The 15,969-nt window shown below is 72.0% G+C and carries 16 protein-coding genes; 9 read left to right on the forward strand and 7 right to left on the reverse strand.

Annotated features, from left to right (window positions below; genetic code table 11):
• The first annotated feature begins 12 nt into the window (after window positions 1–12).
• A complete protein-coding gene (locus tag ACLJOU_RS07725; RefSeq protein WP_410564437.1) occupies window positions 13–1,416 on the forward strand; it encodes a GH1 family beta-glucosidase in 1,404 nt (467 codons plus the stop codon).
• Window positions 1,417–1,860: 444 nt separating this feature from the next.
• Here the strand turns inward: ACLJOU_RS07725 and ACLJOU_RS07730 are convergent, their stop codons facing one another.
• Together ACLJOU_RS07730 and ACLJOU_RS07735 are read right to left on the reverse strand one after the other, a co-directional pair.
• Window positions 1,861–3,021 carry an acyl-CoA dehydrogenase family protein gene (locus tag ACLJOU_RS07730; RefSeq protein ID WP_410564439.1) on the reverse strand — a complete coding sequence of 387 codons (1,161 nt, stop codon included), beginning with the start codon at window positions 3,019–3,021 and terminating at the stop codon, window positions 1,861–1,863.
• A complete protein-coding gene (locus tag ACLJOU_RS07735; protein WP_410564441.1) occupies window positions 3,018–5,360 on the reverse strand; it encodes a bifunctional salicylyl-CoA 5-hydroxylase/oxidoreductase in 2,343 nt (780 codons plus the stop codon). The genes ACLJOU_RS07730 and ACLJOU_RS07735 overlap by 4 nt, the downstream gene beginning before the upstream one ends.
• A gap of 67 nt (window positions 5,361–5,427) precedes the next feature.
• Between ACLJOU_RS07735 and ACLJOU_RS07740 the strand changes: the two genes are divergently transcribed.
• Window positions 5,428–5,823: a RidA family protein gene (locus ACLJOU_RS07740; RefSeq protein ID WP_410564442.1), complete on the forward strand. Its 396-nt coding sequence runs from the start codon at window positions 5,428–5,430 to the stop codon at window positions 5,821–5,823.
• Here ACLJOU_RS07740 and ACLJOU_RS07745 read toward each other — a convergent pair.
• A complete protein-coding gene (locus ACLJOU_RS07745; RefSeq protein ID WP_410564443.1) occupies window positions 5,810–6,652 on the reverse strand; it encodes a PaaX family transcriptional regulator C-terminal domain-containing protein in 843 nt (280 codons plus the stop codon). The two genes, ACLJOU_RS07740 and ACLJOU_RS07745, sit on opposite strands and share 14 nt — an antisense overlap.
• A 52-nt stretch (window positions 6,653–6,704) precedes the next feature.
• Here ACLJOU_RS07745 and ACLJOU_RS07750 point away from each other — a divergent pair, with 52 nt between their 5' ends.
• The 3 genes from ACLJOU_RS07750 to ACLJOU_RS07760 are packed head-to-tail and all read left to right on the forward strand — an operon-like array spanning window position 6,705 to window position 8,579.
• A complete protein-coding gene (locus tag ACLJOU_RS07750; protein WP_410564444.1) occupies window positions 6,705–7,382 on the forward strand; it encodes a GNAT family N-acetyltransferase in 678 nt (225 codons plus the stop codon).
• A gap of 42 nt (window positions 7,383–7,424) precedes the next feature.
• Window positions 7,425–8,183 (forward strand): hypothetical protein, encoded by a 759-nt coding sequence (locus ACLJOU_RS07755; protein ID WP_410564445.1) that lies wholly within the window; start codon window positions 7,425–7,427, stop codon window positions 8,181–8,183.
• Between the two features lie 36 nt (window positions 8,184–8,219).
• Entirely contained in the window at window positions 8,220–8,579 is a 360-nt protein-coding gene (locus ACLJOU_RS07760; protein WP_410564446.1) for a PLDc N-terminal domain-containing protein, read from the forward strand.
• Here ACLJOU_RS07760 and ACLJOU_RS07765 read toward each other — a convergent pair.
• Window positions 8,576–9,040, reverse strand: a complete 465-nt coding sequence (locus ACLJOU_RS07765) for a MarR family winged helix-turn-helix transcriptional regulator (protein ID WP_410564447.1) — start codon at window positions 9,038–9,040, stop codon at window positions 8,576–8,578. The two genes, ACLJOU_RS07760 and ACLJOU_RS07765, sit on opposite strands and share 4 nt — an antisense overlap.
• Window positions 9,041–9,135: 95 nt before the next feature.
• On the opposite strand from ACLJOU_RS07765, the gene ACLJOU_RS07770 reads away from it, so the two are divergent.
• Entirely contained in the window at window positions 9,136–9,558 is a 423-nt protein-coding gene (locus tag ACLJOU_RS07770) for a nitroreductase family deazaflavin-dependent oxidoreductase (protein ID WP_410564448.1), read from the forward strand.
• A gap of 4 nt (window positions 9,559–9,562) precedes the next feature.
• Here ACLJOU_RS07770 and ACLJOU_RS07775 read toward each other — a convergent pair whose 3' ends face one another.
• On the reverse strand, window positions 9,563–10,729 hold the full coding sequence (locus ACLJOU_RS07775) for an acyltransferase family protein (protein ID WP_410564450.1): 1,167 nt from the start codon (window positions 10,727–10,729) through the stop codon (window positions 9,563–9,565).
• Window positions 10,730–10,804: 75 nt separating this feature from the next.
• Window positions 10,805–12,097 carry an FAD-binding oxidoreductase gene (locus tag ACLJOU_RS07780; RefSeq protein ID WP_410564452.1) on the reverse strand — a complete coding sequence of 431 codons (1,293 nt, stop codon included), beginning with the start codon at window positions 12,095–12,097 and terminating at the stop codon, window positions 10,805–10,807.
• A gap of 90 nt (window positions 12,098–12,187) precedes the next feature.
• Here ACLJOU_RS07780 and ACLJOU_RS07785 point away from each other — a divergent pair, with 90 nt between their 5' ends.
• Together ACLJOU_RS07785 and ACLJOU_RS07790 are read left to right on the forward strand one after the other, a co-directional pair.
• The gene (locus ACLJOU_RS07785; RefSeq protein ID WP_410564453.1) at window positions 12,188–13,072 is read left to right on the forward strand and encodes a LysR family transcriptional regulator; all 885 of its coding nucleotides are present in this window, start codon (window positions 12,188–12,190) and stop codon (window positions 13,070–13,072) included.
• Window positions 13,073–13,135: 63 nt separating this feature from the next.
• The gene (locus tag ACLJOU_RS07790; protein WP_410564455.1) at window positions 13,136–14,092 is read left to right on the forward strand and encodes a DNA polymerase domain-containing protein; all 957 of its coding nucleotides are present in this window, start codon (window positions 13,136–13,138) and stop codon (window positions 14,090–14,092) included.
• A 66-nt stretch (window positions 14,093–14,158) separates the two neighbouring features.
• Here ACLJOU_RS07790 and ACLJOU_RS07795 read toward each other — a convergent pair whose 3' ends face one another.
• On the reverse strand, window positions 14,159–14,908 hold the full coding sequence (locus ACLJOU_RS07795) for a CDP-alcohol phosphatidyltransferase family protein (RefSeq protein WP_410564457.1): 750 nt from the start codon (window positions 14,906–14,908) through the stop codon (window positions 14,159–14,161).
• 67 nt (window positions 14,909–14,975) lie between these two features.
• On the opposite strand from ACLJOU_RS07795, the gene ACLJOU_RS07800 reads away from it, so the two are divergent.
• On the forward strand, window positions 14,976–15,950 hold the full coding sequence (locus tag ACLJOU_RS07800) for a zinc-dependent alcohol dehydrogenase (protein WP_410564459.1): 975 nt from the start codon (window positions 14,976–14,978) through the stop codon (window positions 15,948–15,950).
• Window positions 15,951–15,969 lie beyond the last annotated feature (19 nt).

The following is a 15,969-nucleotide window of genomic DNA, read 5'->3' on the forward strand; positions in this document are numbered from 1 at the left end:
AGGAGAGCCGCCTTGACCGAAACCACAGCCGCGACCGCCGAGCAGCAGGCGCTGATCGACACCCTGCCGCCGGACTTCCGCTGGGGCGTGGCCACCGCCGCGTACCAGATCGAAGGGGCGGTCGCGGAGGACGGCCGCACTCCGTCCATCTGGGACACTTTCTGCCGGGTGCCGTGGGCGATCGACAACAACGACACCGGTGACGTGGCGTGCGACCACTACCACCGGATGCCGTCGGACATCGAGCTGGTGCGCGAGCTCGGCGCAGACACGTACCGGTTTTCCGTGGCGTGGCCCCGGGTGCAGCCGCGCGGCCGCGGCGGCGTCAACGAGGCGGGCATCGGGTTCTACGACCGGCTCGTCGACGAAACGCTGAGCCGCGGGATCACGCCGTGGCTGACGCTGTACCACTGGGACCTCCCGCAGGAACTGGAGGACGCGGGCGGCTGGCCGGCGCGGGACACGGCGTACCGGTTCGCCGACTACGCGATGCTGGTGTTCGACCGGCTGTCCGATCGCGTGCGGCACTGGACGACGCTGAACGAGCCGTGGTGCTCGGCGATGCACGGGTACGTGCACGGCGTGATGGCACCGGGCCGGCGTGACTACGCGGCGGGGCTGCACGCGGTGCACCACCTGCTGCTCGGCCACGGGCTGGCGACGCAGCGCATGCGCGAGGTGGCCCCGGCGGACACGCAGTTCGGCATCACCCTCAACATGTGCACGGCCGACCCGGCGACGGACTCCCCGGAGGACGTCCGCGCGGCCCGCCAGGCGGACGGCCTCGGCGTGCGGATCTACCTGGACCCGCTGGTCCACGGCCGCTACCCGGCGGACGTGATGGACGACCTGGCGTCGCGCGGAGTCCGCCTCCCGGTCCAGGACGGCGACCTCGACGTGATTTCGACGCCGCTGGACTTCCTGGGCGTGAACTACTACTTCGGCCAGCAGTTCTCCGGAGTGGACGAGTCGGGTTCCACTGTGGACGCGGACGGCGTCCCCGCCTCGCGGGTGGTCCCCTTCGGCGAGCCGACGACGGCGATGGGCTGGGAGATCCTGCCGGGCAAGTTCACGGAGCTGCTGACGCGGCTGGGCCGCGACTACCCGGGCCTGCCGATGTACATCACGGAGAACGGCTCGGCGTTCGACGACGACCCGGACTCGTCCGGTTTCGTCCGTGACGACGAGCGCACGGCGTACCTGGCGTCGCACATCGCGGCGGTGGCGGCGGCCCGCCAGGCCGGGGCGGACGTGCGGGGCTACTTCGCCTGGTCGCTATTGGACAACTTCGAGTGGGCGTACGGGTACGCGAAGCGGTTCGGCCTGGTCCGGGTGGACTACGAGACGCAGCAGCGGACGATCAAGCAGAGCGGCTACTTCTACCGCGACACGGTCCGCCGGGTCCGCGGCAGCTGAACGGCGGTGGGGTGAGCCCCGCCACGGTGGTGGTGGCTCACCCCATGGCTCCTCCCGCGGGCTGTCCCTGGCGTCGGTCGGAAAGCCGACTCAGGGGGAGTCGTGACCGTTTGGACTTTCAGACCCGCACCTGCCGGAACGACGCCGAAGTGGTGGCGGCGGCCCTGGGTGGCGCCGCTCGCGCTGGTCGTCGCCGTCTTCCTCGCGTACTCCGTGCCGCCCTACCTCACGCTCGACCCCACGCGGTCGCGTGTGCCCGCGCCCGCCGGGTTCGCCGCGACGATCGGCGCGGTGAGCCCATTCGGGCCGGTCGTGGCCGCGCTGCTGTGGCTCGGCTTAACCTCGCTTCCTGCTCGTCATGCCGGGGGGCGGGGACAAGGAGACGGGATCGCCTCGACGCGGCCACGGTGTCCGGTGCGCTGAGCGTCCTTCTCCTGCTGCTGCTCAGCCAGTGGTGGCTCGACCGGCGCCCGAAGCCAGCCAGCGGGCGATGATCGTCCGCTGGATCTCCGACGCGCCTTCGTAGATCCGGGGCGCCCGGACCTCCCGGTACAGGTGCTCCAGCAGGTGCCCGCGCCGCAGTGCGCGGGCGCCGTGGAGCTGGACCGCCGAGTCGACGACGAACTGCGCCGCCTCCGTCGCGAACAGCTTCGCCATCGCCGCGCGGCCGCCGAGGTTCGGCTCTCCCGCGTCGTACGCGGCCGCCGCCGCGTAGACCAGCAGGCGGGCCGCTTCCGTGCGCGTGGCCATCTCGGCCAGCGTGTGCGCGACCGCCTGCTGCTTGAGCAACGGGCCACCGAAGGCCTCGCGCGAACCGGTGTGCGAAACCGTTGCGTCCAGCGCGGCCTGCGCCATGCCGACCGCGAACGCGCCGACGCTGGGGCGGAACAGGTCCAGCGTCCGCATCGCCACCGCGAAGCCGCGGTTCTCCTCGCCCAGCAGCTCCTCGCGCCGGACCTCGACGCCGTCGAACGTCACCGTGCCGATCGGGTGCGGGCTGACCAGGTCGAGGTGCTCGCCGCCCAGGCCCGGCCGGTCGGCGGGGACGACGAACGCGCTCACCCCGCGCGAGCCCGCCCCCGGCGTCGTCCGGGCGAACACCGTGTAGAAGTCCGCTTCCGGCGCGTTCGAGATCCACATCTTCGACCCCGTCAGGCGCCAGCCGTCGCCGTCGGGCTCCGCCGCCAGGGACAGCGCCGCGGCGTCCGAGCCCGCGTCCGGTTCCGTGAGCGCGAACGCCGCCACCGCGTCGCCCGCGGCCACCGCCGGCAGCCAGCGGGCCACCTGTTCGTCCCGTCCGGACTGCAGCACCGGGTAGCTGCCCAGACCCTGCAAGGCCAGCGCCGTCTCGGCTTCCGTGCTGACGGTCGCCAGGTTCTCGCGCAGAATGCACAGGTCCGTCGCGGCCGCCTGCCGCGACGGCGTGCCCGAGTCGACGCCGGGGAAGAGCCGCGCGAGCAGGCCGAGCGCACCCATCGCCTTCAGCAGCGGACGGTTCACCGCACCCTCCACACCGGACTCGGCGAGGGGGAGCAGCTGCTCGGCTGCCATCCGGCGGACGTCGGCGGCGAAGGTCTGCTGAGCGGGATCCAGTGCGAAGGTCATGACGAAGCTCCCGGTCGCCAGCGGGCGTGGGCGGTGCCGGCCGGACCGGACCGGACGAGGTCGAGGCGCGGCTCCGGCCCGTCGGAGCGGCCCGTCTGCGGCTTGCGGCTGCCCGCGGCGAACGGCTTGGGCCACGGCATCGGGTAACCCTGCTCGGCCGCCGCGTGCAGTGTCCACTGTGGATCGTAGAGGTGCGTCCGGCCCAGTGCGCAGAGGTCCGCGCGCCCGGCCAGGATCAGCGAGTTGACGTCGTCGTAGGACGAGATCGCGCCGACCGCGATCACCGCGATCCCGTACTCCTCGCCGATTTCGTTGCGGATCCGGTCGGCGTACGGCGTCTGGTAGCTGCGGCCGTACTGCGGGCGCTCCTCGCTGACGACCTGCCCGGTCGACACGTCGATGCCCGCGGCGCCGTGGGCGGCGAACGCGCGCGCGATCTCGACGGCGTCGTCCGCGTCGATGCCGCCCTCGCACCAGTCGGTCGCCGAGATCCGGACCGTCATGGGCCGGTCGGCCGGCCAGGCGGCCCGTACCGCGTCGAAGACCTCGAGGGGGAACCGCAGCCGGTTCTCCAGCGAGCCGCCGTAGGCGTCCGTGCGGTGGTTGGTCAGCGGCGAGAGGAACGACGACAGCAGGTACCCGTGCGCGCAGTGGAGCTCGAGGACGTCGAACCCGGCACGAGCGGCCGCGCGAGCGCACTCGGCGAACTGGCCTCGGATCTCCGCGAGTTCTGCTGTGGACAGTTCACGCGGCACCTGGTTCCGTTCCGAGTAAGGCAAGGCGGAAGGGGCGCAGACTTCCCAGTTTCCGGCGGGGAGCGGCTCGTCGATGCCGTCCCACATGAGCTTCGTCGAGCCCTTGCGTCCGGAGTGTCCCAATTGGACACCGATCCGCGCGGGCGTCTGTGCGTGCACGAAGTCGACGATCCGCTTCCACGCCGCTTCCTGTTCCGGCGTGTACAGCCCACCGCAGCCGGGGGTGATCCGGCCTTCGGGGGAGACGCAGACCATCTCGGTCATCACCAGCCCGGCGCCGCCGAGGGCCTTGCTGCCCAGGTGCACCAGGTGGAAGTCGCCCGGCACGCCGTCTTCCGCGGAGTACATGTCCATCGGGGACACGATGATCCGGTTCGGCAGCTCCAGTTCACCGAGCCGGAACGGCTGGAACATCGGCGGCCGCGACGTCGTCCCGAGCGACCGGGCGAACCAGTGGTCGAGCTCGGCGGCGAACTCGGGGTCGCGCAGGCGGAGGTTGTCGTAGGTGACGCGGCGGCTGCGCGTGAGGATGTTGAACGCGAACTGCGGCGGCTCCTGGTGGGCGTACTGCGCGATGTTCTCGAACCACTCCAGGCTGGCCTGGGCGGCCCGCTGCGTCGACGTGACGACCGGCCGCCGTTCCAGCTCGTACGCCTTGAGCGCCTCGGTGACGCCGTCGTTCTCGTGCAGGCACGCGGCCAGCGCGAGCGCGTCCTCCATCGCGAGCTTCGTGCCGGAGCCGATCGAGAAGTGCGCGGTGTGCGCGGCGTCGCCGAGGAGGACGACGTTCTCGTGGACCCACGTCTCGCAGCGGACCGTCCCGAACGAGACCCACTTCGAGTTGTTCGCCATGACCTGGTGACCGGCCAGTACGTCGGCGCAGAGTTCGCGAATCAGTGCGATCGACTTCTCGTCGCTCTGCCCCGGCGGCAGCGACGTCGCCGCGACGGGACCGAACGTTTGCTGCCAGACGTCTTCCTGCACCTCGAGGATGAACGTGCTGCCCTCGCGGCCGTACGGGTAGCCGTGGATCTGCATGATCCCGGCGGGCGTATCGAGGACGTAGAACTTGAAGGCGTCGAACACGAGGTCCGTGCCCAGCCAGATGTACCGGCACCGGCGCGTCTCGATACTCGGCCGGAACGTTTCGGCGTACCGCGCGCGCATCGCCGAGTTGACGCCGTCGGCCGCGACGACGAGGTCGTACCCCGCCAGGTCCGCGGGCGCCTCTTCCCGGAAGTGCAGGCCGACGCCGAGCTCGGCGCAGCGGCTCTGGAGGATGCCGAGCAGGCGCTTGCGGCTCATCGCGGCGAAGCCGTGGCCGCCCGAGGTGGTGACCGTGCCGCGGTAGTGGACGTCGATGTCGTCCCACCGCGCGAACTCGGCCTTCATGGCTTCGTGCACCGCCGCGTCGGCGTGCTCGATGCCGCCGAGCGTCTCGTCGGAGAACACGACGCCGAAACCGAAGGTGTCGTCCGGCGCGTTGCGCTCCCAGACGGTGATTTCGTGGCCGGGCCCGAGCTGCTTCGCGAGCGCGGCGAAGTACAGACCCGCCGGGCCGCCACCGATGACCGCGATTCGCACGCCGTCCAGGGTATGTCGTGATGACTACGACCGTCAATGATGCGATAGATGGCGTACCGTGTCCGGCATGGAACGCATCAACCCGCCGGAGCTGGGCCGGCCGTCCGGGTTCTCGCACGCGGTGGTGGCCGAGGGCCGGGTCGTCTTCCTCGCCGGGCAGACCGCGCTCGACGCGTCGAACCGGATCGTCGGCGACGGCGTCGTCGAGCAGTTCGAACGCGCGCTGGGCAACCTGCTGGCGTCGCTGCGCGCGGCCGGTGGGACGCCGGCGGACCTCTGCAGCGTGACGATCTACATCGTCGACATGGCCGACTACCGCGCCCACGCGCGCGAGATCGGCCGGGTCTGGAAGCGGCTCGCGGGCACGGAGTACCCGGCGATGGCGGGCATCGGCGTGTCCCGGCTGTGGGACGAAGAGGCCCTGGTCGAAGTGCAGGGCTTCGCGGTGCTCAGCCGAGGTTGATCGCCTTGGCGACGTACGCGCGGGCCGGCGTCTCCAGCTTCGCGTGCAGCGCGAAGAACAGCTCGGCCGCGCGGATCCCCGACCAGCCGCGGGGCAGGAACTCCGCCGGCAGGCCCGGGTCGAGGTAGGGCATCCGCCGCCAGCCGGTCAGCACGCGGACGTAGTCGGCGAAGGACTGCTCCTCGGTCACGGACCTGCGGCGCAGCGCCGGGCCGTGCTCGTCGAGGAACGTCGTGTACAGCTCGTCCAGCCGGTCGAGGTCCCACCAGTCGCGGACCTTCGCCGCGACGTCGCCGAAGGCCAGGTGGTCGGCGCGGAACAGGTCGGCGTACCCGGCCAGGCCCAGCCGGGTGAGCGCTTCCTCGGTCGCCGCGTGCAGGTGGGCCGGGGCGATCCAGACGCCGGAGGCGGCGGTGCCGAACCCCATCCGCGCCAGCTGGGTGCGCAGGAGGTGGCGCTTGTGGCGCTCGGTCTCGGGCACCGAGAACACCGCGAGCAGCCAGCCGTCGCCCGCGGTCGCGCGCTCGCGGCGGAAGATCCGCTCGTCGCCCTCGCGCAGGATCTCCCGGGCTTCGTCGGACAGCTCGTACCCCGCCGTCGCGTCGCGGCGGACCGCCTCGAGGATCCCGCGCCGCTTCAGCCGGGAGATCGACGAGCGCACGGCGGGCTCGTCGACGCCGACGGCGGCCAGCAGGTCGATCAGCGAGGCGACCGAGAGCCAGCCGCCTTCGGTGCGCGAGTAGAGGCCGTACACCGTCACGATGAGCTGGCGAGGCTGGGCGGACCGGCCGGAGCCGTCCAGTTCGGTTGCCTCGGGTACGGCCGTCATCGCGCCACGATAGCAACAACCGCCCGGATCGCTCCGCTACGATTTCGCCGCGATGCTGCCAGCCACCAAGGGGATCTTCGACCGGCTCACCCGCCGCGGCCGCCTGATGACCAAGCGGGCCTGCGACCGGCAGGGCCACGTGCTGCGCAGCGGCCGGTTCCTGTTCCGCACCCCGACCGCGTGGGAGTACGCCGCCGCCGTCGCCGGCGGCAGTGATCCGGCCGCGCAGCGGTGGCTGGGCTGGCAGCGCGACTCGATCGTCGCCGAGCCGGCGCGGGCCGACGCGCTGCGGGTGGTGCCCGGCACCGGCCCGGACTGGGCCGCCCCGGATCCGCAGTCGATCGACCTGGTGATGATCGACGTCGAGGTCAACCGCTGCGTCGGCCTGGTGAGCGTGCACACCGGCGAGGACGGCGGCCCGGAGACCGGCGGCTACCTCGCCCCGGCGTACCGCGGCCACGGCCACGGACGGGTGCTGTTCGCGGCGGGCCTGACCCTGGCGCACGAGCACCTCGGCCTGGCGCGGGTGCGCGCCGGCGCGGAGGTCGGCAACATCGCCAGCGCCCGGTCGCTGCAGGCCGCCGGGCTGGCCCGGGTGGCCGGCCCGCCGACGTACCGGCTGCCGGACGGCCGGGTCACCGAGGCGTGGTGGTTCCAGCACGACGTCCCCCGCGCGACGCGGTGCGGCGGCCCGCAGGCGACGTGGTTCCCGGCGACACCGGTGCTCTAAAACTTCGGTCTTCGCCGACGTTTCCGCGGCTAACTTTCCCGGATGACTTCGCTTTCCGCTCCGGTTCCGCCCGTGCCCCACGACGTCCCGCGGGGCAGCATCGCCTGGCTGCGCGCGTCCGTGGCGCGCTTCAGCAACGGCCCCGACCACGTCCGGCGGCGGGCGCTCGCCGTGGACCTGCTGGCGCCGGTCGACCCCGATTCGTTGCGGGAAAAGGCTTTCCGCCGAACCCACCGGATCGTGTCCGGTCTCGACGTCGTCGACGTGATGGTCGAGCTCGCGCGGCCGGTGCCGGTCGGGGTGCTCGCCGAAGCGCTGGGCCTGCCGGACGTTTCGGCCGACGTCGTCCCGGTGGCGGCGGCCTACCACCCGCACGTCGAGCCGGATCCGGCCGCCGAAGCGGCGTTGACGCGGCTGATCGCGGTGTGCGGCGGCCCGACGGAACTCGCGGCGGCGCGGATCGGCCTGCTCGTCCAGGCCTGCGACGCCACGGCGGGCCTCATCGGCAACGAGCTTTTCGCGGCCCTGACCGGAAAACCGGCCGGTCAGCCGGTACTCGCCACGCGTCGCCGGATCGACGGCGAAGACGTCACGGTGTCCCTCGCCGGGACGCCGTTCGGCGCCGGGCCGCGCGCGTGCCCGGGGTCGCGGCACGCGCGCGCCCTCGCCGCCGGAGTTCTGGAGGCGCTGCACGGCTTTCGCCTGACGGAAACGGAACCGAGCTGGGTTTCGTCGCCGAATCTCCGGATGCCCTCGGTGCTGCCGGTGACCCGCGGCCGAACGGCCCCGGCGGTCTGCTAAGACTTACCGCGTCATTTCTTGGGGGAAGGCGGGGAGTTGCTCTACTTCGATGGTCTGCTCGGCGTCGTCACGCTCGGACTGTGGATCTTCTGCCTGGTCGACGTGATCACGACGGACGAATCGTCCTGCCGCAACCTGCCGAAGGGGCTGTGGCTGCTGCTCGTGCTGGTGGTGCCGCTGGTCGGTTCGATCATCTGGCTGGTGGCGGGCCGGCCGCAGCAGGTGGCGCGGGCACGCGGCCCGTACGAGCGCCACGCGCCGGCGTTCCCGGAGTACGACCGGCCGGGCCGGTTCGCGGCGACGAGCCCGGAAGACGACGAGGAATTCCTCCGCAAGTGCCGGCAACGCGCGGAGGCCCAGCGCAAGCTGGCCCGCGAAAAGCGCGGCGACGCCTAGCAGGCCGGCCCGTCGCAGGTGCCGCGTTCGTAGGCCTCCAGCGTCGTGATCACGAGCTGACGTTCGGCGGGGGACAACGGCGTCAAGGCGTCGCTCCACGCCTTCGCGCCGCGGGCGAGCCAGGCGTCGACGGCCGGGCGCTTGTCCTCGGTGATGCTGACGATCGTGCGGCGGCGGTCGGCCGGGTCCTCGGCGCGGTTCAGCACGCCCTGGCGGCTGAGGTCGCCGACCATCAGGCTCGCCGTCGTCGGCGCGACCTGCAGGCGGGTGGCGAGCTCGGTGACCGTCATCGGGCCGTCGAAGAGCAGGTAGGACAGCAGCGAGAGGTGCCTCGGCGCGAGCGCGCAGCCGTTGAGCTCCGCCGGCACCGGCGTGCGCTTCGCGCGGCCGACCAGGCGTGGCATGAGCAGCAGCAGCTGCCGCACGCCGTCCTCGACACTCGGTCCGGCCTCCGTTGACACCACTCACCTCCCGTCGGTAGCTTTGTTTGCAAAGCAAACACTTACGAGCGTACTCGCGCTCGGTTGAGCCTACCGGCCAGAAACAAGGGGATCCCATGACGACACCAGCCGACATGAACGACTTCAACCAGCAGGTCGTCGACGAGTTCCGGGCCAACGGGGGCAAGGTCGGCGGCATGTTCGAGGGCAAGAACGTGCTGCTCCTCACCACGATCGGCGCGAAGAGCGGCCAGGAGCGCCTGTCCCCGCTGGTCTACACGAAGCACGGCGACCGCTACGTCATCGCCGCGTCCATGGGCGGCGCCCCGAAGAACCCGGCCTGGTACCACAACCTCGTCGCGAACCCGAAGGTCACGGTCGAGGTCGGCACGGAGAAGTTCGAGGCGACGGCCACGGTGATCGCGGACCGCGCCGAGCGCGACCGCCTGTACGCGGGCATGGTGGCGCACGCCGAGGGCTTCGCGGACTACGAGAAGAAGACCGACCGGGTCATCCCGATCGTGGTCCTGGAGCGCTGAGCCGCTAGGACGCGATGGGCGCGGGCTCGGGCTCGGCGCGCGATTCGGCGGGGCGGTCCGCTTCCCGCCGTTCCTCGCGCCGGGCCTCCTTGCGGGCGATGACCCGCTTGCCCACGTCGATCAGCGGCTTCTCGACCCAGCGGTGGATCAGGTCCGCGATCGCCAGGCCGACGATGAACACCGTCACCGCCGAGACCGTCCGGTGCGGGCCGAGGCCCGGGACCGCCTGGACGACGACGAAGTGCACCGGCCCCTGCAGCAGGTACAGCGAGTACGACCGCTCGCCGACGAACCGCAGCGGGGCCGTCCCGAGCAGCCAGCGCAGCGGGCCCGGGCTCACCAGCACGATCAGCAGCAGCATCGTCAGCGCCGCGTACGCCACCAGCAGCCACAGGTTGTTGCGGGTCTCGTGCCAGAGGTCGTCGAAGTTCGTGTGCAGCACCGCGAACGCCGCGACGATCGGGATCGCCGCCAGCGGGTGCGTCAACGGCTTCAGCAGCGCGTACCCGCGGCGGTAGTGCAGCAGGATCGCCAGCAGGCAGCCGCCCGCCAGGATGAAGTAGTGGATCGTCGAGCGGTAGATCGCCGTCTGCGAGTACTCGAGGACCCAGCCGCCGGTCGTCAGGGGGACCAGCGCCAGCAACGCGATCATCGCCACGCCGACCAGCAGGAACTTGCGCTTCGCCGCGCCGATCCCGATCGCGACCAGCAGGAACGGCCAGACCAGGTAGAACTTCTCCTCGATCCCGAGCGTCCACGAGCCGCTGAAGAAGTTGTCCGCGCCGTGCGTGGCCGCCGGCAGGAACTCGTTCGAAAACGTCAGGTAGTACTTCAGCGCCTGCGGGAAGTCGCGCGAGTAGAACTCGCCGCGCAGGATGACGAACGCGACGATCCCGCCGAGGATCACCAGGTACGGCGGCAGGATGCGGAACACGCGCCGGATGTAGAAGTTCGACAGCGAGATCCCGCCGGTCCGGTCCTGCTCGCGCAGCAGCAGCGTCGTGATCAGGAACCCGGACAGCACGAAGAAGAGGTAGACGCCGACCCAGCCCGAAAGCCACGTCCAGTTCGGTCCGCCGAAGTGGAAGAAGATGACCATCGTCGCGGCGAGCGCGCGCAGGCCGTCGAGACCGGGGAACCGCCGCATGCCGAGGTAGTCCTCGTGGCTCATCGTGCGCAAGACGGTCCCCAATCGGTGTGATCGACGGCCGAGTATATGGCCCGCGTTTTGGGCCATTCCGCTGCCTCACCCCGCGCGGAAGACGTTCCCGGCGTCGTAGCGGCGCTTCAGCTCCTGAATCCGCCGCAGGTCGGCGGCCGGAAACACGCTCTGGGCGACCTCCTCCGGCGAGTGCTCGCCGTAGACGAACGGCAGCAGCCGGCCGGTCGTCCACGGCGCCAGCGCGTCGAACAGCTTCGCGTGCGCGCGCCGGATCGCCGCCACTCCGTCGTCGCCCACCATCGACAGCGCCCGGACGACGAACTCGGCCGAGCGGTCCCAGCCCACGCCCGGGAGCTCGGGTGTCCGGGCGAGCGCGCCGCCCAGCCGGTCGATGATGAGCACCGGCGGCGTGGCCGCCCCCGGGCCGGCGTGCTCGACGACCGCTTCGAGCACGGCGTCGTTCAGCTGGGACACCGTCGCGTTGGTGCCGTGGTAGCCGTGCGGCTGCCGCGGCTCGGCCGCGATCGACCCCGACTCGGTGAACGGCAGCACCCGCAGGGTGTCCGCCAGTGCGGGGGCGACGGCCCGCAGTGGCGCCACGAGGTCGTCGCCGTCCTCGCCGAGGTAGGCGATCCGGACCTGGGCGACGTGCTTCCCGCGCACCGGCTCCGGGACCATCGGCAGGTCGGGGTACGGGATCATCGCCACCGACGTCGTGAGCGTGTCCGGTGCGGCCGCCGACCACGTCCGCCAGGCCCGCAGCACCGACGGCACGTCCGCGCTGTCGAAGGTGAGGCTGCCGCCGTAGAGCTCGGCGACCGGGACCAGGCCGAACTCGATCGCCGTCACGACGCCGAAGGCGGCCCGGCCGCCGCGCAGCGCCCAGAACAGGTCCGAGCCGGGTTCGGCGCGCCGGAGCTCACCGTCGGCGGTCACGACGTCGAGGGCGGTGACGTGGTCTGCGGCGCGGCCGTACCGGCGGGCCAGCAGCCCGAACCCGCCGCTGAGCGTGTAGCCGACGACGCCGACGTCCGGCGACGAGCCGCTGAGCGGTGCGAGGCCGTGCCGGCCGGCGGCTTCGATCACCGCCGCCCAGCGGGCCCCCGCTTCGACGCGGGCCGTGCGGGCTTCGGCGTCGATCTCGACGCCGGTCATCCGGCGGGTGCTGATCAGCACCCCGTCGGTGCCCGCGGTCAGGCCGTGCCCGGTGGCCTGCACCGCGACGGGCAGCCGGTGCTCGGCCGCGTACCGGACGGCGGCGACGACGTCTTCGGCCGTTTCGGCGGCGACGACCACCGCGGGCGAGGTGGGCACCGCCGTCTGGAACCCGGCGACTTCTTCGGGGTAACCGTCCTGACCTGGGACGAGGGTGTTCATCTCGGCTCCTTTCGTTCGCTGTGTCCAGCTTCGGACGAACGTGATCAGAAGTCCAAGATCTGGTTTGTCTACTGAGTAGAATCAATGCTTATGGAACTGCACCAGCTCGCCTACTTCGTCGCCGTCGCCGAAGAGGGCAACTTCACGCGCGCGGCGGAGCGGTTGCACGTTGCTCAGCCCGGGGTGAGCGCGCAGGTCAAGCGCCTGGAGCGGGAGCTGGGGCAGGAACTGCTGGACCGCTCCGGCCGCACGGTCCGGCTCACCGACGTCGGCGCCGCGGCCCTGCCGCACGCCCGTGCCGCGCTCGCGGCGGTGCGGGGAGTGCGCGAAGCCGTCGAGGAGCTCGCCGGGCTGGTCCGCGGGCAGGTGGCGATCGGCATGGTGACGTCGGTGGGGCCGGTCGGGCTGCCGGACCTGCTGGCCGGCTTCCACGAGCGGTACCCCGCGGTCGAGATCACGCTCTCGGAGGCCGACTCCGACACGATGCTCGCGGCGCTGCGCGAGGGGCGGCTGGACCTCGCCGTCGTCGGCATCTCGACGGCCCCGCCGCCCGGCATCGCGACGCAGGTGCTGCTCGAGGAGCCGTTCCTGGCCGTCACCGCGCCTTCGGGTCCCCTCGCCGGCCGGGACGAGGTCGACATCCCCGAGCTCGACGGCCTGCCGCTGATGGCGCTGCCGAAGGGGACGGGCCTGCGCACGGCGTTGGACGCGGCCTTCGCGCGGGCGGGGCTGACGCCGCGGATCGCGTTCGAGGCGGCCGACCCGAACGTCCTGGTGCAGCTGGCGACGCGCGGGCTCGGGGTGGCGATCGTGCCGGAGTCGCTGGCCCGGTACCACCAGGCGGAACTGCGGATCATCGGGCTCCGCGGGCCGGGACTGCGCGGCATGCTCGCCCTGGCCTGGCGGACGGAGGGGCCGCTGAGCCCGGCCGCGCGAGCGCTGATCGCCTTCGCCCGGGCGGCCTACCGTTCGTGACGGGCGTCAAAAGTCGGCTCGTTCGGAGTTGACCCCTCCGCGCGGGGGCGCGAGGGTGGGCCGATGAGCGGTGATGAAATCCGGCACGGCGTGAAGCTGAGCAGTCTCGACCAGGAGGTCTTCCCCGACGCCGGGGTCACCAAGCGGGAGATGCTCGACTACCTCGAAGCGGTGTCCGGCCGGATGCTGCCGGAGCTGCACGACCGGCTGCTGAGCGTCGTGCGGGTGCTGCGCGGCCAGGGGCCGTTCATGCAGAAGAACCTGCCGAAGTACACGCCGGAGTGGGTGGAACGCCGGTCGCTGTGGGCCGACCGCTCGCGGCGCGAAGTCGTCTACGCGCTCTGCAACGACCTGCGCACGCTTCTGTGGTTCGGCAACCAGCGCGCGATCGAGTACCACACGACGTTGTTCCGGGGCGAGCCCGCGAACGGGCCGACGCACCTGATCCTCGACCTCGACCCGCCCGCGGACGCCCCGTTCTCGCTGGCCGTGGGGGCCGCGAAGCTGGTGCGGGAGGCGTTGCGCAACGACGGCCTCGACGGCGCGGTCAAGACCAGCGGCTCCAAGGGCGTCCACGTCTTCGTGCCGCTCGCGCCGGGGCAATCCACCGAGGACATCGCGGCCGCGACCCGCGCGGTCGCCGCCCGGGCGGAGCGGATCGACCCGGCGCTGGGCACGACGGAGTTCGTGCTCGAACGCCGCGAAGGCAAGGTGTTCCTGGATTCGACGCGGGCCGGCGGCGGGACGGTCGTCTCGGTCTACAGCCCCCGCCACCGGCCGGGCGCGCCGGTGTCGTACCCGGTCCGCTGGGCCGACGTGGACAGCGTCAAGCCGGGCGACTTCACCGTCCACACGGTCCCGGACCTGCTGGCCGGGGGTGACCCCTGGACCGAGGAGATGCCGGAGCCGTTCGTGCTGCCCGCGGACCTGGTCGAGGAGGGCCACACGATCCCGATCGCCCGGGTGGCGGCGATGCACGAGGGCAAGCGCCGGGCCCGCGCGGCCCGCGAGTCCGGGTAGCGAAGCGCCTCAAGGCGGCCTTGGGTGCGTCAGACGCACCCGAAGTGGCCTTGGGGGGTGCTCGGGTCAGGCGGCCTGGTTGTGGCCGTAGCCGAGGGGACGGCGCAGGGACGCGCGGGTGAGCGTGATGATCCGGGCCGGTGCGACGCGGTGGCGGGCCAGCCAGGCGACGTCCCGCCCGAACGACCACACCAGCGAGGCCAGGGCGAGCGCGACCGCGGCGAAAGCCAGTGCGAACGGCAGCAGGTCCGAGACCGCCACCACCAGCACGACCCCCTGCACGGCCGCGACCGTCTTGCGCGCCATGCTCGGGTACAGCGGCGCGGTCAGCCACGGCATGGGCCAGGAGGCGGCGACGAACGCGTACCGCATCAGGCCGATCGCCAGCACCCACAGCCCCAGTGCGTGGGACACCTGGATGCACAGCAGCAGGATCAGGAACGCGTCGACTTCCATGTCGAACCGCGCCCCGAACTCCGACGCCGTCCCCGTGCGCCGCGCCACCTGGCCGTCGAGACCGTCCAGCAGCAACGCCACGCCGACCAGGGCGACCAGCCAGCCGAGGGAGAACCCACCCGCCGCGACCAGCGCCGCGGCGCAGCCGACCAGGACCGCGCGGGCGAAGGTGATCCAGTCCGCCGGCCCGAAGGCGCCGCGGCCGCTGCGGCGCAGCCCCCACTCGGTGAGCAGCACCAGCGCCAGCCCGTAGACGACTCCGGTCGCCCAGGCGAGCGGCGAGAAGCCGCCCGCGAAGACCCCCGCGGCGAGCACCGGCGCCGGCACCACCGCGCGCAGGAGAAGGTCCTGTTTGATCATCGTCGACTCCGCGAATTGCTCATAGGGTGGCAACACAGCCTCCGGTCGCCCGCTCGAGGAGAAACACGTGGAACAGGCTTTCTGGGTTCAACGCCCCGGCACGGGACAGCTGCGCGAAGAGCGGCTGCCCGTGCCCGGACCGGACGACGTGCTCGTGCGCACGCTGTGTTCCGGGGTGAGCCGCGGCACCGAGACCCTCGTCTTCCGCGGCGGGGTCCCGGCGAGCCAGCACGACGTCATGCGCGCCCCCTTCCAGGAGGGCGAGTTCCCCGGACCGGTCAAGTACGGCTACCTCAACGTCGGCGTCGTCGAACAGGGACCCGCGCACCTGGAGGGCAGGACCGTCTTCTGCCTCTACCCGCACCAGACCGCCTACGTCGTCCCGGCGACCGCGGTGACGCCGGTGCCGGACGCCGTCCCGCCCGGGCGCGCGATCCTCGCCGGCACGGTCGAGACCGCGGTGAACGCCGTCTGGGACGCGCGCCCGCGGCTCGGCGACCGGATCGCCGTCATCGGCGCCGGGATGGTCGGCGCGAGCGTCGCGAAAATCCTCAGTGGCTTCCCGGCCGCCAGGGTCCAGCTGGTCGACGTCGACCCGGCCAAGGGGGACATCGCCGCCGCCTTGGGAGTCGATTTCTCCACACCGGACCGGGCGCTCGGCGACTGCGACCTCGTCGTGCACGCGAGTGCGTCCGAAGATGGCCTGGCCAAAGCCCTGGAGCTGCTCGCGCCGGAAGGGGAGGTCGTGGAGATGTCGTGGTACGGCGACCGCCGGGTCAGCGTCCCGCTCGGCGAGAACTTCCATTCGCGACGCCTGGTGATCCGCAGCAGCCAGGTCGGGACGGTCGCCCGGCCGGACCGCAGCTACGCCCAGCGGCTCGCGGTCGCCCTGGACCTGCTGGCCGATCCCGCGTTCGACGCGCTGGTCAGCGGGGAATGCAGGTTTGAAGATCTCCCGTCCGTGTTACCCCGGTTGGCGGCAAATGAACTTTCCGCCTCCTGCCTGCGTGTCATGTATCAGCCAGTCATGAATCAGCCGTGACCACGTCCACCCGAACCGC

The sequence above is a fragment of the Amycolatopsis sp. cmx-4-61 genome (genome assembly GCF_046548775.1).
Classification (GTDB): domain Bacteria; phylum Actinomycetota; class Actinomycetes; order Mycobacteriales; family Pseudonocardiaceae; genus Amycolatopsis.

Excerpts from the sequence above, each read along its gene's own strand:
- ACLJOU_RS07730 (WP_410564439.1), bottom strand. The coding sequence starts at position 3,021 with ATGACCTTCGCACTGGATCCCGCTCAGCAGACCTTCGCCGCCGACGTC.
- ACLJOU_RS07740 (WP_410564442.1), top strand. The coding sequence starts at position 5,428 with ATGGAACGCATCAACCCGCCGGAGCTGGGCCGGCCGTCCGGGTTCTCG.
- ACLJOU_RS07745 (WP_410564443.1), bottom strand. The coding sequence starts at position 6,652 with ATGACGGCCGTACCCGAGGCAACCGAACTGGACGGCTCCGGCCGGTCC.
- ACLJOU_RS07750 (WP_410564444.1), top strand. The coding sequence starts at position 6,705 with ATGCTGCCAGCCACCAAGGGGATCTTCGACCGGCTCACCCGCCGCGGC.
- ACLJOU_RS07755 (WP_410564445.1), top strand. The coding sequence starts at position 7,425 with ATGACTTCGCTTTCCGCTCCGGTTCCGCCCGTGCCCCACGACGTCCCG.
- ACLJOU_RS07770 (WP_410564448.1), top strand. The coding sequence starts at position 9,136 with ATGACGACACCAGCCGACATGAACGACTTCAACCAGCAGGTCGTCGAC.
- ACLJOU_RS07775 (WP_410564450.1), bottom strand. The coding sequence starts at position 10,729 with ATGAGCCACGAGGACTACCTCGGCATGCGGCGGTTCCCCGGTCTCGAC.
- ACLJOU_RS07780 (WP_410564452.1), bottom strand. The coding sequence starts at position 12,097 with ATGAACACCCTCGTCCCAGGTCAGGACGGTTACCCCGAAGAAGTCGCC.
- ACLJOU_RS07785 (WP_410564453.1), top strand. The coding sequence starts at position 12,188 with ATGGAACTGCACCAGCTCGCCTACTTCGTCGCCGTCGCCGAAGAGGGC.
- ACLJOU_RS07790 (WP_410564455.1), top strand. The coding sequence starts at position 13,136 with ATGAGCGGTGATGAAATCCGGCACGGCGTGAAGCTGAGCAGTCTCGAC.
- ACLJOU_RS07795 (WP_410564457.1), bottom strand. The coding sequence starts at position 14,908 with ATGATCAAACAGGACCTTCTCCTGCGCGCGGTGGTGCCGGCGCCGGTG.